The sequence below is a fragment of the Scrofimicrobium sp. R131 genome, assembly GCF_040256745.1.
In the GTDB taxonomy this organism is placed as follows: Bacteria; Actinomycetota; Actinomycetes; order Actinomycetales; family Actinomycetaceae; genus Scrofimicrobium; species Scrofimicrobium appendicitidis.
On sequence record NZ_CP138335.1, the window covers coordinates 1,801,178 to 1,817,272 of the forward strand.

Here is a 16,095-nt window from a genome sequence, read left to right on the forward strand (position 1 = left end):
GGTCAGCTGAGGCGCAAAACGCAAGTTGGGGGCAGGGCCCACGGCCCCACCCCCAACGTGAAAATGCGTCAGCCTACTTGGCTTCTTCCGCGGCCTCTTCGGCTTCGGTGACCTCTTCGGTCACTTCTTCGGCCGGTTCCTCCACGGTCGGCTCTTCCTTGGCGGCCGGCTTCGCAGCTGCCTTGGTAGCCTGGGTGGCTTCCTTGACGACGGCCTTCTTCGCAACCCGCTCGGTGACAATCTCAATCACTGCCATCGGGGCGTTGTCGCCCTTGCGGTTGCCCACGCGGGTGATCCGCGTGTAGCCGCCCTCGCGGGCCTCGTCGAGGCTGGGAACAACCTCATCGAACAGCTGGTAGACGGCGTCCTTGTCCCGCAGCTTCTTCAGGACGAGGCGGCGGGAGTGGATATCCCCGCGCTTCGCCTTGGTCACCATCTTCTCGAAGTAAGGCTGCAGAGTCTTCGCCTTGGCTTCGGTAGTGGTGATCTGGCCGTTCTCAATCAGCTGCTTGGCCAGGTTGGACAGAATGTGACGCTGGTGCGACGGGCTGCCGCCGAGGCGGGGTCCCTTCTTAGGGGTGGGCATAATTGCTCCTGATTACTGTAAAGAGGTTGACAAGTTTAGATGGCCGGCGTGTCACTGAAGATCGAGCCGCCATCGGCATCCGCCCCGCCGGGCATCTGCGAGTCTTTGAGCACCATGCCCAGGGAGGCCAGGGACTCTTTGATCTCTTCGATGGACTTGGTCCCGAAGTTCCGAATGTCCAACAGGTCCGCTTCGGAGTGCGCCACCAGCTCACCGACCGTGAGGATACCGCGCCGACGCAGAGCGTTGTAGGACCGGGACTGCAGGTTCAGGCTCTCGATCGGCAGGGCCAGGTCAGCGGCCAGCGTTTCGTCGGTAACGGTGGGGCCAATTTCAATGCCCTCCGCCTCGATGTTCAGATCCCGTGCCAGGCCGAACAGCTCGACCAGGGTCTTGCCCGCGGAAGCAATCGCGTCGCGCGGCGCAATTGCCGGCTTGGTCTCCACGTCGATGATCAGCTTATCGAAGTCGGTCCGCTGCTCAACACGGGTCGCCTCCACCTTGTAGGTGACCTTCAGAACTGGCGAGTAGATGGAGTCCACCGGAATGAGGGACTTCTTCCCGTCCAGATCCTTGTTCTGAGCGGCGGTAACGTAACCGCGGCCCCGCTCCACCGTCAACTCAATTTCGAGCTTTCCGTGCTCGTTCAGAGTCGCAATGTGCAGGTCGGGGTTATGCACTTCCACGCCCGCGGGCGGGACAATGTCCGCCGCGGTCACTTCGCCGGGCCCCTGCTTGCGCAGGTACATCAGGACCGGCTCATCATTTTCCGAGGACAGTACCAGCTGCTTGACGTTCAGGATGATCTCCGAAACATCTTCCTTGACCCCCTCGATGGTGCGGAACTCGTGCTCCACCCCTTCGATGTAGATCGAGGTCACTGCGGCCCCCGGAATGGAGGACAGCAGCGTGCGGCGCAATGAGTTGCCCAGGGTGTAGCCGAAGCCAGGCTCCAGGGGCTCCAGGGTGAACCGGGACCGGTTCTCGTTCACAACCTCTTCGGTCAAAACGGGTCGCTGTGCAATGAGCACGTTATTTCCTTTCTTCCCAGGGCCCGCTATATGACCCTGGGGGGCGGATTCCGCTAGGCGGAGGTGAATGCAGCATTGTGAGTTGAACCGGACCCCGGTTCAGAGCTCGAGCGAAAGAAACTAGCCGCGGCGACGCTTGGGGGGCCGGCAGCCGTTGTGTGCCTGCGGGGTGACGTCCTGGATCGACCCAACTTCCAGACCGGCGGCCTGGAGGGAACGGATCGCGGTCTCGCGGCCGGAGCCGGGACCCTTGACGAAGACGTCAACCTTCTTCATGCCCTGCTCCTGGGCCCGACGGGCAGCCGCCTCGGCCGCCAGCTGAGCTGCGAAGGGGGTGGACTTGCGGGAACCCTTGAATCCAACCTGGCCGGAAGAGGACGAGGCGATCACGGCCCCGGTCGGGTCGGTGATGGAAACAATGGTGTTGTTGAAGGTCGAGCGAATGTGTGCCTGACCGTGAGTTACGTTGCGCCGTTCCTTACGACGCGGCTTGCGCGAAGCGTTCGCGCGAGAGTTCTGAGCCATTCGATTTTTCTCCTACAAGCTGAGGGGCGGGACCTGACTAGGCCTTCTTCTTACCGGCCACGGTGCGCTTGGGGCCCTTGCGGGTCCGCGCGTTGGTCTTGGTGCGCTGTCCGCGCACGGGCAGGCCGCGCCGGTGACGCAGGCCCTGGTAGCAGCCAATCTCAATCTTGCGGCGAATGTCAGCTTGAACCTCACGCCGAAGGTCGCCTTCCACCTGGAAGTTCTGGTCGATGTAGTTCCGCAGTTTGACCAGGTCCTCTTCGGTGGCGTCCTTGACGCGCAAATCCGGGCTCACGCCGGTAGCGGCCAGAGTCTCCTGGGAACGGGTACGACCAATGCCGTAAATGTAGGTAAGCGCGATCTCCATCCGCTTTTCACGCGGGAGGTCAACGCCGGCAATACGTGCCATCTGTCACTCCATAAATATCTCATCAGGGGTGGTCACCTCTGGCTCCGCTGAGCGGCCCCGGCCCCTGAACCGGGGGTAATTGGTTGGACCAATTTGCAGAGGTGCGGTGGGACCGAGTAGTCCCTGCGTCGGCTAGCCCTGACGCTGCTTGTGGCGTGGGTTTTCGCAGATCACCATGACGTTGCCGTGGCGACGAATCACCTTGCACTTGTCACAGATCTTCTTCACGCTCGGTTTAACCTTCATTACGGTTACCTTCCGCCGCTCGCACGGCAGTCTTTACTTGTAGCGGTAGACAATACGACCCCGGGAGAGATCGTATGGGCTGAGTTCCACGACAACACGGTCATCAGGAAGAATCCGGATGTAGTGCTGGCGCATCTTGCCGGAAATGTAGCCGAGCACAATGTGCCCGTTCTCCAATTCCACACGGAACATGGCGTTGGGCAGGGCTTCAATAACCCGTCCCTCGACCTCGATTACTCCGTCTTTCTTAGCCATATCCTCCGCATGTCCTCTTCGGGTAGTTTTTGGGCGTCAGAAAGCACGCCCGATCATCTAGCTTACTGGAGGAAACCCCGCGACCATAGGCCCAGCGGGAGCAAGTGCGGAAAATCACCTCGCGTCAGAATTGACGCTTACAGCACCACCGGGGTGACGCCGAAGGGGGCCAACCCGGCCACTCCCCCGTCCGCTGTGGTCAGGACAGCAATCCCCTCGTCCAACACCGCCACCGTGTGTTCCCAGTGGGCGGCGGGAGCTCCGTCGCGGGTGAGGACCGCCCAGTGGTCGCTGGCCACCTTGGTTTCGATTGTTCCGGCCACCACCATCGGCTCAATGCAAATGACCAGGCCCGGCTCCACCTGTTCGGTGCGGCCGCGAACCCGGTAGTTGTAAACGGTCGGCTCTTCGTGAAGCCGGTTGCCGATCCCGTGCCCGGTGTAACCCTCAATCAGGCCCGGAGTCCAGTCCAGCCCGGCTCCCGCCTCGTCCACGTAGTCCTCAATGGCGGCGCCAATGTCACCAATCCGTTTGGCGGAGGCAACCGCAGCCACGCCCGCCCACATCGCGTTTTCGGTGATCTCGTCCAATTGCACCAGGCGCTTGCCGACCGTCCCGACCCGATGGGTGAAGGCGGCGTCGGCGTGCCACTGCTTGCCGTCCCGCTCCACGTAGGCGCCGCAGTCAAAGGAAACCAGGTCCCCCTCGGCCAGGACCCGTTCATCCGGAATGCCGTGCACAATCACGTCGTTGACCGACATGCAGACGGTGGCGGGAAAACCCTGATAGTGCAGGAAGTTCGGCTTCGCGCCGGCGGCGACGGTGGCCTCGTAGGCCAACCGGTCCAGCTCAAGCAGACTGACCCCGGGACGAGCGGCCTCGCGCAGGACACGATGCACCTCGGCCACCACCAATCCGGCTTCGCGCTGATAGCCGATTTGGGTGCGGGATTTGAGCCGACTCTGCTTCTGACGCCGCAAACCTAGTGCCCCTTCAAAACCGGCAGTTCGAAGATGCGGGCGGTCACCTCGTCGATGGTGCCGACGCCGTCGACCACCGCCAGCAGATCCTGATCCGCGTAGTAGGTGGCAATCGGCTCGGTTCGCTCCCGGTACTCGGCCAGGCGGCGGGCAAAAACTTCCGGCTTATCGTCGGAGCGGCCCTCTTTTTTCGCCCGGTTCATCATGTGGTTGACCAGGACCTCCTCGGGAGCGTCCAGTTCAATCACCAGGTCCAGGGCCAACCCCTCCTGGGCCAGGATGTCACGCAAAGAGTGCGCCTGCGCCAGGTTTCGCGGGTAGCCGTCCAGCAGAAAGCCTCGTTTGACGTCGTCGGCGGTAAAACGCGCCGCCACCATCGGGGTGGTCACCGAGTCGGGCACGAACGTCCCCTGGTCGATGTACTTCTTGGCCAGGAGCCCCAGCTCAGTTCCGGCCTTGATGTTGGTCCGGAAAATATTGCCGGTGGAAATGGCCGGGATCCCGAGCCGTTCCACAATTTTGGCCGCCTGGGTCCCCTTCCCAACTCCGGGGGCTCCCAGCATGACAATTCCTGTCATTTCAAGAATCCTTCATAGTGGTGCTGCTGCAGTTGAGCGTTGATGTCCTTGACGGTCTGCAAGCCAACCGAAACCATAATCAGCAGCGTGGTGCCCCCGAATGGCATCTGCGTCGGGGCCAGGTCCAACGGAATCATGATGATCGACGGCAGCGAGGCAATGATCGCCAGGTAGATGGCGCCGGCAAAGGTGAGCCGGTTGACCACGTAGCGCAGGTGTTCGGCCGTGGGCCGACCGGCCCGGAAGCCAGGCACAAAGCCGCCGTAGCGCTTCAGGTTGTCGGCCACCTCGTCCGGGTTGAAGGTAATCGAAGTGTAGAAGTAGGCGAAGCCGAGGATCAGGACCGCTTCAGTCAGCAGGTACCAGGGCGAGGTCCGGTTCATGTTGACCTGGATCCACTGCGCCCAGCCTGACTCCGGCGAAGCGAACTGTGCGGCCATGTTCGGCAGCATCATGATCGAGGAGGAGAAGATCACCGGGATCACGCCCGACATGTTGATCTTCAACGGGATGTAGGTGGTGGTGCCACCGTAGGTCCGACGCCCCACCATCCGGCGGGCGTACTGGACGGGAATCCGGCGCTGGGCCGATTCCACGTAGACGACCACGAGCGTGACCAGCAGGATCAGGACCACGATCACCAGCACCTTGGTCCAGCCACCGGAGCCGGCCCAGATATCGGCCAGCTGAGTCGGCATGGTGGAGACGATCGAGGTGAAGATCAGGAGAGACATCCCGTTGCCAACGCCGCGCTCGGTAATAATCTCGGCGAACCACATGATGACGACGGTGCCCGTGGTCATGGCCAGGATGATGAACGCGTAGGTGGCCGGGGACCCGTTCGGGATCAGCGGCGAGGTACAGCCGGGGAACATCTGGCCGTTGATGGCCAACGTCAGCATGGTGGTGGACTGCAGGATCGCCAGGAACACGGTCAGGTACCGGGTGTACTGGGTGATCTTGGTCTGGCCCGACTGGCCTTCCTGGTACAGGTCGTCCAGGCGCGGGACCGCCACCCGCATCACCTGCATGATGATCGAAGCGGTGATGTAGGGAAGGATCCCAAGGGCGAACACCGACAGCTGCAGCAGTGCGCCGCCGGAGAACAGGTTGAACATGTCCAGCAGGCCGGTGCCTTCGGCCTGGGTGAGACAGGCATTGATGTTTTGCGAGGACACCCCGGGTGCCGGCACAAATGTACCCAGCCGGTACAGTGCCATAATCAGCAGGGTAATCAGGATCTTCTGACGCAGGTCCGGGGTTCGGAATGCCTGGGCGAAAGCGCGGAACAAGCTTCCTCCTCGTGTAAGTTTCGATGCCAAGAACTTGGCTCCACCCGCCAGATTACTAGGTAGGGCGGGTCAACGCTTAATTGGGACGGGTAAAAGTAAGGGAGGGCACCGATGTTGCCGATGCCCTCCCACTTTTGTCCTAGCGAGCGGAAATAGTTCCGCCGGCCTGGGTGATTTTTTCCTCGGCGGAAGCGGACCATTTGTCCACTTCCAGCTGGAAGGCCAAGGTGACCTCGCCGTTGCCCAGTACCTTGACAGGCTGGTTCTTGCGAACGACCCGCTTAGCTACCAGATCATCAACGGTGACCTTGCCACCTTCGGGGAATACTTCCTGGAGCTTGTCCAGGTTGACCACCTGGTATTCCACCCGGAAAGGATTCTTGAAGCCGCGCAGCTTCGGCAGGCGCATGTGCAGCGGCATTTGGCCGCCCTCAAAGCCTGGCTGAACCTGGTAGCGAGCCTTGGTGCCCTTGGTCCCGCGACCAGCGGTCTTACCCTTGGAGCCTTCACCACGACCCACCCGGGTCTTAGCGGTCTTGGCGCCGGGGGCAGGACGCAGGTGATGGAGCTTCAGAACCTCACCCTCGCCGGGGTTCAGGTCGTGACGTCGGTTATCCGCCATTACTTCTCCACCTCTTCAACTTCCACCAGGTGGCGAACCGTGCGAATCGCGCCGACAATCTCGGGACGATCTTCACGAATCACGCTCTGGCCGATCTTTCGCAGACCCAGGTTCCGGACGGTGTCCTTAATGTTGGGCTTGGCGCCGATCGTGGACTTCTTCAAAGTAACTTTCAGCTGAGCCATCAGGCGTTCACCCCCGCGGCGGCCGCTTCGGCAGCGACCTTCTCAGCTTCTTCGCGCTTCTGGGCTTCGCCCTCGGCGCGAGCAGCCAGCATGGAGGTGGGGGCCACCCGCTCCAGGGGCAGACCGCGGCGAGCCGCAACTGCCTCGGGGCCTTCGAGCTGCTTGAGGGCAGCCACGGTGGCGTGGACAATGTTGATCGCATTGTCCGAGCCCAGCGACTTGGTCAGCACATCGTGGATCCCGGCGCATTCGAGCACGGCGCGCACCGGACCGCCGGCGATAACGCCGGTTCCCGGGGAAGCCGGACGGAGCAGGACTACCCCTGCGGCCGCCTCGCCCTGCACCAGGTGCGGGATGGACCGACGGATCATCGGCACGTGGAAGAAGTTCTTCTTTGCTTCTTCCACGCCCTTGGCAATGGCCGCGGGAACTTCCTTGGCCTTGCCGTAGCCGACACCAACGGTGCCTTCACCGTCACCGACCACGACCAACGCGGTGAAGGAGAAGCGACGCCCACCCTTGACCACCTTGGACACGCGGTTGATGGTGACAACCCGCTCCACGTACTGGTTACGTTCTTCACTCCGACGGTTGTCCCGGCGATCGCCCTGGCGACCCCCGCGACCGCCGCGACGATCTCCGTCGCGACCGGCCCGGTCGGAGCTTTCCTGACTATTTCTGCCTCGCTGCGGTGCAGCCATCAGTTGCTCTCTCTTTCCTCAGTCGCGCTCACAGAGTGAGCCCGCCCTCACGGGCACCATCGGCGACCGCTGCGACACGGCCGTGGTACTTGTTGCCGCCGCGGTCGAAGACCACTGCGGTGATGCCGGCAGCCTGAGCCCGCTCAGCAATCAGCTGGCCCACGCGGTGGGCTTTCGCGGTCTTCTCATCGCTGCTGGCGCGCAGTTCAGGTTCCATGGTCGACGCCCACACGATGGTCTTCGCGTTGGTGTCGTCAACCACCTGAACAAACATGTGCCGGTTGGACCGGGTCACCGACAGGCGGGGACGCTCCGGGGTGCCGCTCACCTTGTTGCGCAGGCGCTTGTGGCGGCGAATCCGGCCAATAGCCTTGCCTTTACCTTTGACGGCGTAAGACATTACTTGCCTGCCTTTCCAACCTTGCGGCGAACGACTTCGCCGGCGTAGCGGATACCCTTACCCTTGTAAGGTTCCGGCTTGCGCAGTTTACGGATGTTTGCGGCGGTCTCCCCCACCAGCTGCTTGTCGATGCCAATCACCGTCAGCTTGGTCGGCGAGTCGAGCTTGAACTCGATCCCCGCCGGCGGGTCAACCAGGATCGGGTGCGAGTAGCCCAGGGCGAACTCAATCGACTTGCCCTTGGCGACCGCGCGGTAACCGGTCCCAACAATTTCGAGGCCCTTCGAGTAGCCCTCGGTGACACCCACAATGTTGTTGTAGATCAGGGTCCGGCTCAGTCCGTGACGCTCCCGGGACACCTTCTCGTCGTTCGGACGGGTGACCAGGATTTCGTTGCCCTCAACGGCGACTGAGATCGGGGACGGGATGACGACGGTCATGGAACCCTTGGGGCCCTTGACGTCGACCTGCTGGCCATCGATCTTAACTTCAACGTTCGCGGGAATAACGATCGGTTGCTTGCCAATACGTGACATTCTTCGGCTCCTTTACCAGACGTAGGCGAGGACTTCCCCACCCACACCCTTGTCGGAAGCCTGCCGATCGGTGAGCAGGCCGGAAGAGGTCGACAGAATCGCCACTCCCAGGCCGCCGCGGACCTTCGGAAGACTGGTGGACTTTGCGTACACGCGCAGACCGGGCTTGGAGACGCGCTTCAGACCGGCGATAGCGCGGTCCCGGCGTCCCGAGTACTTCAGCTTGAGCGTGAGGGTCTTGCCGACTCGGGCGTCTTCAACAGAGACAGCCTCGATGTATCCCTCTTCCAGAAGGATGTCGGCAATGGCGGCCTTCAGCTTCGAGTACGGCATGGAAACCGACTCGTGATGGGCCGCATTGGCGTTACGCAGACGCGTAAGCATATCTGCGATCGGATCAGTCATTGTCATTTGGGGTTAGTCCCCTTCCTCGGCGTGGTTTCCTTCGGCTATTGCCACCGAAGGACCTGCGTCGTAAGTGTTACCAGCTGCTCTTAGTCACGCCCGGGAGGTCGCCGGCCAGGGCGAGCTCACGCAGGCAGATGCGGCACAGGCCGAACTTGCGGTACACGGACTGCGGACGACCGCAGCGGGTGCAACGGGTGTAGGCGCGCACGGCGAACTTGGGTTCCCGAGCGGCCTTAACTTTCATCGAAGTTTTCGCCATGATCAGTTCTCCTTGAACGGGAAGCCGAGCTTGCGCAGGAGCGCGCGGCCCTCATCGTCGGTTGTCGCCGAGGTGACCACGGTAACGTCCATCCCGCGAACGCGGTCGATCTGGTCCACGTTGATCTCGTGGAACATCGACTGTTCGGTCAGACCGAAGGTGTAGTTACCATTGCCATCAAACTGCTTCGGGGAGAGACCACGGAAGTCACGAATCCGCGGCAGAGCCGTGGCAATCAGACGATCCAGGAACTCCCACATACGGTCGCCGCGCAGGGTAACCGAGGCGCCAATGGCCTGGCCTTCACGCAGCTTGAACTGGGCGATCGACTTCTTCGCCCGGTTCACGCGGGGCTTTTGACCGGTGATCGCAGCCAGGTCCCGCAGGGCCCCTTCGAGGACCTTGGCATCCCGGGCGGCTTCGCCGACCCCCATGTTGACAACCACTTTGATCGGCTTGCCGACCTGCATGACGTTGTCGTAGTTGAACTCTTCTTCCAGAGCCGGACGGACCTCGTTCTGGTACTTTTCCTTCAAACGTGGGGTCATGGTCACAGCTCCTTACCAGCGGTGATGCCGCGCTTGGCGCCGCCACGGGTAACCCGGACGCGAACGGTGCGCTTGCGCCCGTCCCGCTCCACAACTTCCTCGCGGAAGCCAACCCGGACCGGCTTCTTGGTTTCGGGATCCACCAGGGCCACCTTCGCAATGGAAATGGGAGCCTCGATGGTGGTAATCCCACCGGCCTGTCCCTGCTGGCCCTGACGCACGTGGCGGGTCTTCAGGTTTACCCCTTCGACCAGCACTTTCTGCTCGGCCGGGAAGACCTTAATCACGCGACCCTGCTTGCCCTTGTCACCGGGGGTCAGCGGAGCCAGCCCCTCGGCTTCACGGCGAGCATTGCGCTCGGCCAGTTGCTTCTCGTTACTGGTGCGGCCGCGAACGACCTCAACCAGGTCGCCCTTCTTGATCTTCGCTGCCATCAGATCACCTCCGGTGCCAACGAAACGATACGCATAAACTTCTTGTCACGCAGTTCACGCCCCACGGGGCCGAAGATGCGGGTGCCGCGAGGCTCCCCGTCATTCTTCAGGATGACTGCGGCGTTCTCATCGAACTTGATGTATGAGCCGTCGGGGCGGCGCGTTTGCTTGCGCGTGCGCACCACGACTGCCTTGACGACTTCGCCCTTCTTGACGTTGCCGCCGGGAATGGCATCTTTGACGGTGGCGACAATCGTGTCGCCGATGCCCGCAAAACGGCGACTGGAACCGCCAAGAACGCGGATGCAGAGGATTTCCTTCGCGCCCGTGTTGTCAGCGATCTTAAGTCGCGACTCCTGCTGGATCATGCTTTATGACTCCTGTCGTCGTGCCGGTTCTCTTCCCGGTCCCTTTCGGAACCGGGACAGAGCCTAGCCGAACGGATTTTTTACAAACGAGAAGCTATTCTACTTAGCTTTCTCGAGGATCTCCACCACTCGCCAATGCTTCGTCTTGGACAGCGGGCGGGTCTCCATGATAAGGACCAGATCGCCGACGCGGCATTCGTTGGTTTCGTCGTGGGCCTTGACCTTCTTGGACTTGCGCACAACCTTCCCGTACAGGGGGTGCTTGGCGCGGTCTTCCAAGGTCACAACCGCGGTCTTATCCATCGCGTCACTGGTGACGTATCCGCGACGGACTTTGCGCTGGTTGCGTTGGGTGCCGGTAGTTTCTTCAGCCACTGAACTCACTCCTCAGTGCTCGGCGCAGTGCGGAAGCCGAGTTCTCGCTCACGCGCAACCGTGTAGATGCGGGCAATATTGCGACGCACAGTCTTCATGCGTCCGGAATCTTCCTGGGCACCAACGGCCTGGGAGAAGCGCAGGTTGAACAGTTCAGCCTTGGCCTTGTCGAGCTCCTTACGCAGCTCGGCGTCGTCCATCGCATCGAGTTCAACGGTGGTCAGTCCCTTGTCTGCCATTAGTTTTCACCACCCTCACGAACCACAAAACGGGTCTTCATCGGAAGCTTGTGCTGGGCCCGACGCATGGCTTCACGCGCCAGGGCCTCATCGACACCGCCCAGTTCGAAAATGATCCGACCGGGCTTGACGGGGGCAACCCACCATTCGGGGGCACCCTTACCTGAACCCATGCGAGTTTCAGCGGGCTTCTTGGTCAGGGGACGATCGGGGAAGACCGTGATCCAAACCTTGCCACCACGCTTGATGTGCCGGGTCATCGCAATACGAGCAGCTTCAATCTGCCGGTTGGTGAGGTAGGCGGGGCCGAGGGCCTGAATGCCGTAATCACCAAACGCCAGCTCGGTGCCGCCCTTGGCCATGCCTCCACGGCCGGGACGGTGCTGCTTGCGGTACTTTACGCGACGGGGAATGAGCATTGGGCTCAGGCCTCCGTTCCAGTAGAGCTCGCCTCGGCGGCCGGGGCCGCACTCTGGCTCGCGGTTTCGTTACTGACGGGCTGGGCTGCCTCGGGGGCGGCGGTCTGCTCGGGAGCGTTGCCCCGACCCTGACGCCGGCCACCACCGCGACGTTCGCCGCGCCGGCTGCCACCACGGTTGTGGGCCTCAGCCTGCTGACGAGCAAATTCACGCTCGGTGACGTCGCCCTTGTAGATCCAAACCTTCACGCCGATCCGACCGAAGGTGGTGTGAGCTTCGAAGAAGCCGTAGTCGATGTTGGCGCGCAGAGTCTGCAGCGGAACACGGCCTTCGCGGTAGAACTCCGAGCGGCTCATTTCGGCCCCGCCGAGGCGGCCCGAAACCTGCACCCGGATACCCTTGGCCCCCGCACGCTGCGCCGACTGCATCGCCTTGCGCATGGCGCGACGGAACGAGACGCGAGCAGCCAGCTGCTCGGCCACGCCCTGGGCGACCAGTTGGGCGTCGATCTCGGGGTTCTTCACCTCGAGGATGTTCAGCTGAACCTGCTTGCCGGTCAGCTTCTCCAGGTCCTGGCGGAGGCGGTCAGCCTCGGCCCCGCGGCGCCCGATGACGATGCCCGGGCGGGCGGTGTGCAGATCGATCCGCACCCGGTCACGGGTCCGCTCGATCTCGACCTTGGAGATGCCAGCCCGCTCCAGGCCGTCGGCCAGCATCTTGCGAATCGCTACATCCTCGGCCACATAGTCGCGGTAACGCTGACCTTTGGTCGTCGAATCTGCGAACCACCGCGAACGATGCTCCGTGGTGATCCCCAGGCGGAATCCAGTGGGATTAACTTTTTGCCCCATTTAGCGATTCCCTTCCTTCTCGTCCTTGGTGCCAACGATCACGGTGATGTGGCTGGTCCGCTTCAGAATTCGTCCTGCGCGGCCCTGTGCCTTCGCGATGAACCGCTTCATGGTCGGTCCTTCGTCCACATAGGTCTCGCGGATCCACAGCTCAGCCTCGTTGAACTTCTCTCCGGTGCTCTCTGCTTTGACCTGCGCGTTCGCAACGGCACTCAGGAGCACCTTCCGAACGTCTTTCGCTACCCGCTGGGGGGCGAACTGCAAGATGTCCGCTGCGTCCAGAACCGACTTGCCCCGGATCTCATTGACGACCCGCCGAGCCTTCTGGGGCGTGACGCGGACAAAGCGCGCTTGCGCCTTGGCTTCCATGTTTTAGCCTCTTTCTGCTGGGCGCCTAGCGGCGCCGCCCTTTGCGATCGTCTTTATCGTGGCTGCGGAAGGTCCGAGTCGGGGCAAACTCCCCGAGCTTGTGACCAACCATCGCCTCGGTAATGAACACGGGTACGTGCTTGCGGCCATCGTGGACCGCAAAGGTGTGGCCCAGGAAGTCCGGGGTGATCATCGAACGGCGGGACCAGGTCTTGATGACCGTCTTGGTGCCCTTCTCGTTCTGCTCGTCAATCTTCTTCTGCAAGTGGGCGTCGACGAAGGGGCCCTTTTTCAAACTACGTGGCATGGCTAGGCTCCCTTTCAGCGCTTCTTGCCAGTCTTACGACGACGAACGATGTACTTGTCGCTCGGCTTGTTGGGTTTGCGGGTGCGGCCTTCCGGCTTACCCCACGGGCTCACTGGGTGACGACCACCCGAAGTGCGGCCCTCACCACCACCGTGCGGGTGGTCCACCGGGTTCATGGCGACACCGCGAACCTTGGGACGGTGACCCTTCCAGCGCATCCGGCCAGCCTTGCCCCAGCGAATGTTGCCCTGTTCGGCATTGCCCACCGAGCCGATGGTGGCGCGGCAATCAATGTCGACATTGCGGATTTCGCCAGAGGGCAGCCGCAGCTGGGCGAAACGCCCTTCCTTGGCCACCAGCTGGATCGAGGACCCGGCCGAGCGAGCCAGCTTGGCTCCCTGACCGACGTTCAGCTCGACTGCGTGGATCACGGTACCGAGCGGGATGTTGCGCATCGGCAAGCAGTTGCCCGGCTTGATGTCAGCCTTGGGACCGTTCTCAACCACATCTCCCTGACGCAGCTTCTCCGGGGCGAGGATGTAGCGCTTCTCCCCATCGAAGTAGTGCAGCAGAGCAATGTTGGCGGTCCGGTTCGGATCGTATTCGATCTCGGCAACGCGGGCGGGAACGCCGTCTTTGTCGTTGCGCTTGAAGTCGATCACGCGGTAGGCCCGCTTGTGTCCGCCACCGCGGTGACGCGAGGTGATCCGACCGTAGGAGTTACGGCCGCCACTCTTGGTCAGGGGGCGAACCAGTGACTTTTCCGGGGTGGTGCGGGTAATCTCGGCAAAATCCGAGACACTCGAGTTCCGACGACCAGGAGTCGTGGGCTTGTACTTACGAATTCCCATGATGTTCCTCTATTCTCCGGTCTCTCAGTTTCCCGCACCGAAGACGTCGATCGAACCTTCACGCAGGGTGACGATGGCGCGCTTGACGCTCTTGCGCTTGCCGATCCCATCCCGAGTGCGGTAGACCTTCCCCTGGCGATTCTGGGTCGCAATCTTGGACACCTTGACGCCGAAGATCTTTTCGATCGCGATCTTGATTTCGGTCTTGTTCGCGCGGGGGTCCACCTCGAAGGTGTACTTGCCCTCGTCCATCAGGCCAGAGGACTTCTCAGTCACCACCGGGCGCAAGACGATGTCGCGCGGGTTCTTGCTCAGTTCAACGGTCACTGATCCTGCTCCTTCTCTTCGGAGTCACCCAGGTAGGCGGCCAGCGAAGCCGGCGTGAAGATGACATCGTCATTCACCATCACCGAGTAGGTGTTCAGCTGGTCGGCCCACACCACCTCGGCCTGCTGCAGGTTGCGCAGGCTCAGAGCGGTGTTCACATCGGAGCGGTCCAGCACGACCAGCACGTAGCGGTCGCCGACAATCGCTTCCAGAATGGCCTTGGCGGTCTTCGTGGACGGCGCGCCGGTGATGAACTCGTTGATCACGTGAACGCGATCGTTGCGAGCGCGGTCCGACAGAGCCGAACGCAGGGCCTTAGCCTTCATCTTCTTGGGGGTGCGCTGCGAGTAGTCACGCGGCTGCGGGCCGTGAACGACGCCACCACCGGTGAACTGAGGTGCACGGATCGAGCCCTGACGGGCGTTGCCGGTCCCCTTCTGACGGTAGGGCTTGCGGCCACCACCGGAGACGTCCGCGCGAGTCTTGGTCGCGTGGGTACCCTGACGGGCCGCGGCCAGCTGCGCCACCACAACCTGGTGGATCAGCGGCACGTTGACGGGCACGTCGAAGTATTCGCCGGGCAGCTCCGCGGTCGAGCGGGTGGCATTGCCCTTGGCGTTCACAATTTTGACGGTGCGATCTTGCAGTTCAACATCTTGAGCCATGGCTACGCTCCCTTCACGGCGCTGCGAACCATCACCACAGCGTTCTTCGGACCGGGAACGGCGCCCTTGATCAGGAGCAGGCCCTTCTCGGAGTCGACGCCCTGGACGGTCAGGTTCATGACGGTGCTGCGGACGTTACCCATCCGGCCGGCCATCCGCTGACCTTTGAAGATGCGTCCGGGGGTGGCGCAAGCGCCAATCGAACCGGGCTTACGGTGAATCTTGTGGGCGCCGTGGGAAGCGGGGCCACCGGCAAAGCCGTGGCGCTTCATCACACCGGCAAAACCCTTGCCCTTGGTGTTGCCCGAGACGTCGACCTTCTGGCCAGCCTCAAACACCGCGGCATCAAGTTCTTGTCCGAGCTCATAGTCAGCCGCATCCGCAGTGCGGAACTCAGCGACGTGACGCTTCGGGGAAACGCCAGCCTTAGCGAAGTGGCCAGCGAGAGGTTTGGTGACGCGCCGCGGGTCGATGTCCTCGAATCCGACCTGAACTGCCGAGTAGCCGTCAGTTTCAGCGGTGCGGATCTGCGTCACGACGTTCTTGTCAACCTGCACAACCGTCAGGGGGACCAGACGTCCGTTCTCATCCCAGGCCTGGGTCATGCCGAGCTTGCGGCCAAGCAGCGCCTTCACGGGCGCAGCCGCCTGCTTGGTGTCAGTAGTCATTGCAGATGTCCTCAGAGTTTAATCTCGATGTTCACGTCAGCCGGGAGATCGAGACGCATCAGCGAATCGACGGCCTTGGGCGTCGGATCAATAATGTCAATCAGCCGCTTGTGGGTGCGCATCTCAAACTGCTCGCGGCTGTCCTTGTACTTGTGGGGCGACCGAATAACGACAAACACGTTCTTTTCGGTCGGCAGCGGCACCGGGCCCACGACCGTGGCGCCCGCACGCTGTACGGTGTCCACAATCTTGCGCGCGGAGCTGTCAATGACCTCGTGGTCATATGACTTGAGCCGGATGCGGATTTTCTGTCCCGCCATGCCGTCTAACCTCTTCTCGTACAGATTCGTGAGCGGTCCCCGCACTCGGGCGTGTCTTACTTCGAAGTCACACTCTTGCGCCTTCCACCGGGAAGTGGAACCGTCTACTTGTCAAAAGATCTTGGGCGAAAAGCCCATCCTGGTTACCCAGGATTCGCCCCGACTGGGCGAGGCAACTTGTATAGTCTCGCAGATTCGCGGGCAAAGCCGCAAGTCCGCTAGCAACCCACGCGTGTGAAACGCCTTACCTGAACTGCCGAAAGATAGCTATCTCACTATCGGTCCGGCAACTAGGAGGGTGACACCCGCCTGGGCTCAACTAGTTTACCGCCACCGGCACC

General features: G+C 62.0%; 30 protein-coding genes. All 30 read right to left on the minus strand.

The window, feature by feature from the left end:
• Nucleotides 1–73: 73 nt before the first annotated feature.
• Entirely contained in the window at nucleotides 74–586 is a 513-nt protein-coding gene (gene rplQ, locus SAC06_RS08305) for a 50S ribosomal protein L17 (RefSeq protein WP_350257831.1), read from the minus strand.
• 35 nt (nucleotides 587–621) lie between these two features.
• Nucleotides 622–1,617: a DNA-directed RNA polymerase subunit alpha gene (locus tag SAC06_RS08310; protein ID WP_350257832.1), complete on the minus strand. Its 996-nt coding sequence runs from the start codon at nucleotides 1,615–1,617 to the stop codon at nucleotides 622–624.
• A 120-nt stretch (nucleotides 1,618–1,737) separates the two neighbouring features.
• On the minus strand, nucleotides 1,738–2,142 hold the full coding sequence (gene rpsK / locus SAC06_RS08315; protein ID WP_350257833.1) for a 30S ribosomal protein S11: 405 nt from the start codon (nucleotides 2,140–2,142) through the stop codon (nucleotides 1,738–1,740).
• A gap of 37 nt (nucleotides 2,143–2,179) precedes the next feature.
• A complete protein-coding gene (gene rpsM, locus SAC06_RS08320) occupies nucleotides 2,180–2,551 on the minus strand; it encodes a 30S ribosomal protein S13 (RefSeq protein WP_350257834.1) in 372 nt (123 codons plus the stop codon).
• Nucleotides 2,552–2,683: 132 nt separating this feature from the next.
• Nucleotides 2,684–2,797, minus strand: coding sequence for a 50S ribosomal protein L36 (gene rpmJ / locus SAC06_RS08325; protein ID WP_017793389.1), 114 nt, complete (start codon nucleotides 2,795–2,797; stop codon nucleotides 2,684–2,686).
• Nucleotides 2,798–2,830: 33 nt separating this feature from the next.
• Nucleotides 2,831–3,052 (minus strand): translation initiation factor IF-1, encoded by a 222-nt coding sequence (gene infA, locus SAC06_RS08330; RefSeq protein WP_350257835.1) that lies wholly within the window; start codon nucleotides 3,050–3,052, stop codon nucleotides 2,831–2,833.
• 137 nt (nucleotides 3,053–3,189) lie between these two features.
• Nucleotides 3,190–4,032, minus strand: coding sequence for a type I methionyl aminopeptidase (gene map, locus SAC06_RS08335; RefSeq protein ID WP_350257836.1), 843 nt, complete (start codon nucleotides 4,030–4,032; stop codon nucleotides 3,190–3,192).
• A gap of 2 nt (nucleotides 4,033–4,034) precedes the next feature.
• Nucleotides 4,035–4,610, minus strand: a complete 576-nt coding sequence (locus SAC06_RS08340; RefSeq protein ID WP_350257837.1) for an adenylate kinase — start codon at nucleotides 4,608–4,610, stop codon at nucleotides 4,035–4,037.
• Nucleotides 4,607–5,902: a preprotein translocase subunit SecY gene (secY, locus tag SAC06_RS08345; protein ID WP_350257838.1), complete on the minus strand. Its 1,296-nt coding sequence runs from the start codon at nucleotides 5,900–5,902 to the stop codon at nucleotides 4,607–4,609. The genes SAC06_RS08340 and secY overlap by 4 nt, the downstream gene beginning before the upstream one ends.
• A 139-nt stretch (nucleotides 5,903–6,041) precedes the next feature.
• The gene (gene rplO, locus SAC06_RS08350; RefSeq protein ID WP_350257839.1) at nucleotides 6,042–6,524 is read right to left on the minus strand and encodes a 50S ribosomal protein L15; all 483 of its coding nucleotides are present in this window, start codon (nucleotides 6,522–6,524) and stop codon (nucleotides 6,042–6,044) included.
• Nucleotides 6,524–6,709, minus strand: a complete 186-nt coding sequence (rpmD, locus tag SAC06_RS08355) for a 50S ribosomal protein L30 (protein ID WP_350257840.1) — start codon at nucleotides 6,707–6,709, stop codon at nucleotides 6,524–6,526. The genes rplO and rpmD overlap by 1 nt, the downstream gene beginning before the upstream one ends.
• The gene (rpsE, locus tag SAC06_RS08360) at nucleotides 6,709–7,410 is read right to left on the minus strand and encodes a 30S ribosomal protein S5 (RefSeq protein ID WP_350257841.1); all 702 of its coding nucleotides are present in this window, start codon (nucleotides 7,408–7,410) and stop codon (nucleotides 6,709–6,711) included. The genes rpmD and rpsE overlap by 1 nt, the downstream gene beginning before the upstream one ends.
• A 28-nt stretch (nucleotides 7,411–7,438) precedes the next feature.
• The gene (gene rplR, locus SAC06_RS08365) at nucleotides 7,439–7,810 is read right to left on the minus strand and encodes a 50S ribosomal protein L18 (protein WP_350257842.1); all 372 of its coding nucleotides are present in this window, start codon (nucleotides 7,808–7,810) and stop codon (nucleotides 7,439–7,441) included.
• Entirely contained in the window at nucleotides 7,810–8,346 is a 537-nt protein-coding gene (rplF, locus tag SAC06_RS08370; protein WP_350257843.1) for a 50S ribosomal protein L6, read from the minus strand. Before rplF ends, rplR begins: the two co-directional genes overlap by 1 nt.
• Nucleotides 8,347–8,358: 12 nt before the next feature.
• Nucleotides 8,359–8,757 carry a 30S ribosomal protein S8 gene (gene rpsH, locus SAC06_RS08375; protein ID WP_350257844.1) on the minus strand — a complete coding sequence of 133 codons (399 nt, stop codon included), beginning with the start codon at nucleotides 8,755–8,757 and terminating at the stop codon, nucleotides 8,359–8,361.
• Between the two features lie 70 nt (nucleotides 8,758–8,827).
• A complete protein-coding gene (locus SAC06_RS08380) occupies nucleotides 8,828–9,013 on the minus strand; it encodes a type Z 30S ribosomal protein S14 (protein ID WP_350257845.1) in 186 nt (61 codons plus the stop codon).
• A gap of 2 nt (nucleotides 9,014–9,015) precedes the next feature.
• A complete protein-coding gene (rplE, locus tag SAC06_RS08385; RefSeq protein ID WP_350257846.1) occupies nucleotides 9,016–9,561 on the minus strand; it encodes a 50S ribosomal protein L5 in 546 nt (181 codons plus the stop codon).
• Nucleotides 9,562–9,563: 2 nt separating this feature from the next.
• The gene (rplX, locus tag SAC06_RS08390) at nucleotides 9,564–9,995 is read right to left on the minus strand and encodes a 50S ribosomal protein L24 (protein ID WP_350257847.1); all 432 of its coding nucleotides are present in this window, start codon (nucleotides 9,993–9,995) and stop codon (nucleotides 9,564–9,566) included.
• On the minus strand, nucleotides 9,995–10,363 hold the full coding sequence (gene rplN, locus SAC06_RS08395; RefSeq protein WP_350257848.1) for a 50S ribosomal protein L14: 369 nt from the start codon (nucleotides 10,361–10,363) through the stop codon (nucleotides 9,995–9,997). The genes rplX and rplN overlap by 1 nt, the downstream gene beginning before the upstream one ends.
• A 99-nt stretch (nucleotides 10,364–10,462) precedes the next feature.
• Nucleotides 10,463–10,738, minus strand: coding sequence for a 30S ribosomal protein S17 (rpsQ, locus tag SAC06_RS08400; protein WP_350257849.1), 276 nt, complete (start codon nucleotides 10,736–10,738; stop codon nucleotides 10,463–10,465).
• Nucleotides 10,739–10,743: 5 nt separating this feature from the next.
• Nucleotides 10,744–10,977, minus strand: coding sequence for a 50S ribosomal protein L29 (rpmC, locus tag SAC06_RS08405; protein ID WP_350257850.1), 234 nt, complete (start codon nucleotides 10,975–10,977; stop codon nucleotides 10,744–10,746).
• Nucleotides 10,977–11,396: a 50S ribosomal protein L16 gene (gene rplP / locus SAC06_RS08410; RefSeq protein WP_350257851.1), complete on the minus strand. Its 420-nt coding sequence runs from the start codon at nucleotides 11,394–11,396 to the stop codon at nucleotides 10,977–10,979. The genes rpmC and rplP overlap by 1 nt, the downstream gene beginning before the upstream one ends.
• 5 nt (nucleotides 11,397–11,401) lie before the next feature.
• Nucleotides 11,402–12,247, minus strand: coding sequence for a 30S ribosomal protein S3 (rpsC, locus tag SAC06_RS08415; RefSeq protein ID WP_350257852.1), 846 nt, complete (start codon nucleotides 12,245–12,247; stop codon nucleotides 11,402–11,404).
• Nucleotides 12,248–12,616, minus strand: a complete 369-nt coding sequence (gene rplV, locus SAC06_RS08420) for a 50S ribosomal protein L22 (protein WP_350257853.1) — start codon at nucleotides 12,614–12,616, stop codon at nucleotides 12,248–12,250. It abuts the gene before it with no gap.
• Nucleotides 12,617–12,641: 25 nt separating this feature from the next.
• Entirely contained in the window at nucleotides 12,642–12,923 is a 282-nt protein-coding gene (rpsS, locus tag SAC06_RS08425) for a 30S ribosomal protein S19 (RefSeq protein ID WP_350257854.1), read from the minus strand.
• 14 nt (nucleotides 12,924–12,937) lie between these two features.
• The gene (gene rplB / locus SAC06_RS08430) at nucleotides 12,938–13,774 is read right to left on the minus strand and encodes a 50S ribosomal protein L2 (protein WP_350257855.1); all 837 of its coding nucleotides are present in this window, start codon (nucleotides 13,772–13,774) and stop codon (nucleotides 12,938–12,940) included.
• Nucleotides 13,775–13,798: 24 nt separating this feature from the next.
• Nucleotides 13,799–14,101: a 50S ribosomal protein L23 gene (rplW, locus tag SAC06_RS08435; RefSeq protein ID WP_350257856.1), complete on the minus strand. Its 303-nt coding sequence runs from the start codon at nucleotides 14,099–14,101 to the stop codon at nucleotides 13,799–13,801.
• Entirely contained in the window at nucleotides 14,098–14,766 is a 669-nt protein-coding gene (gene rplD, locus SAC06_RS08440; RefSeq protein WP_350257857.1) for a 50S ribosomal protein L4, read from the minus strand. Before rplD ends, rplW begins: the two co-directional genes overlap by 4 nt.
• A 2-nt stretch (nucleotides 14,767–14,768) precedes the next feature.
• Nucleotides 14,769–15,434 carry a 50S ribosomal protein L3 gene (gene rplC / locus SAC06_RS08445; protein ID WP_350257858.1) on the minus strand — a complete coding sequence of 222 codons (666 nt, stop codon included), beginning with the start codon at nucleotides 15,432–15,434 and terminating at the stop codon, nucleotides 14,769–14,771.
• A gap of 11 nt (nucleotides 15,435–15,445) precedes the next feature.
• Nucleotides 15,446–15,754, minus strand: a complete 309-nt coding sequence (gene rpsJ / locus SAC06_RS08450; RefSeq protein ID WP_009408775.1) for a 30S ribosomal protein S10 — start codon at nucleotides 15,752–15,754, stop codon at nucleotides 15,446–15,448.
• Nucleotides 15,755–16,095 lie beyond the last annotated feature (341 nt).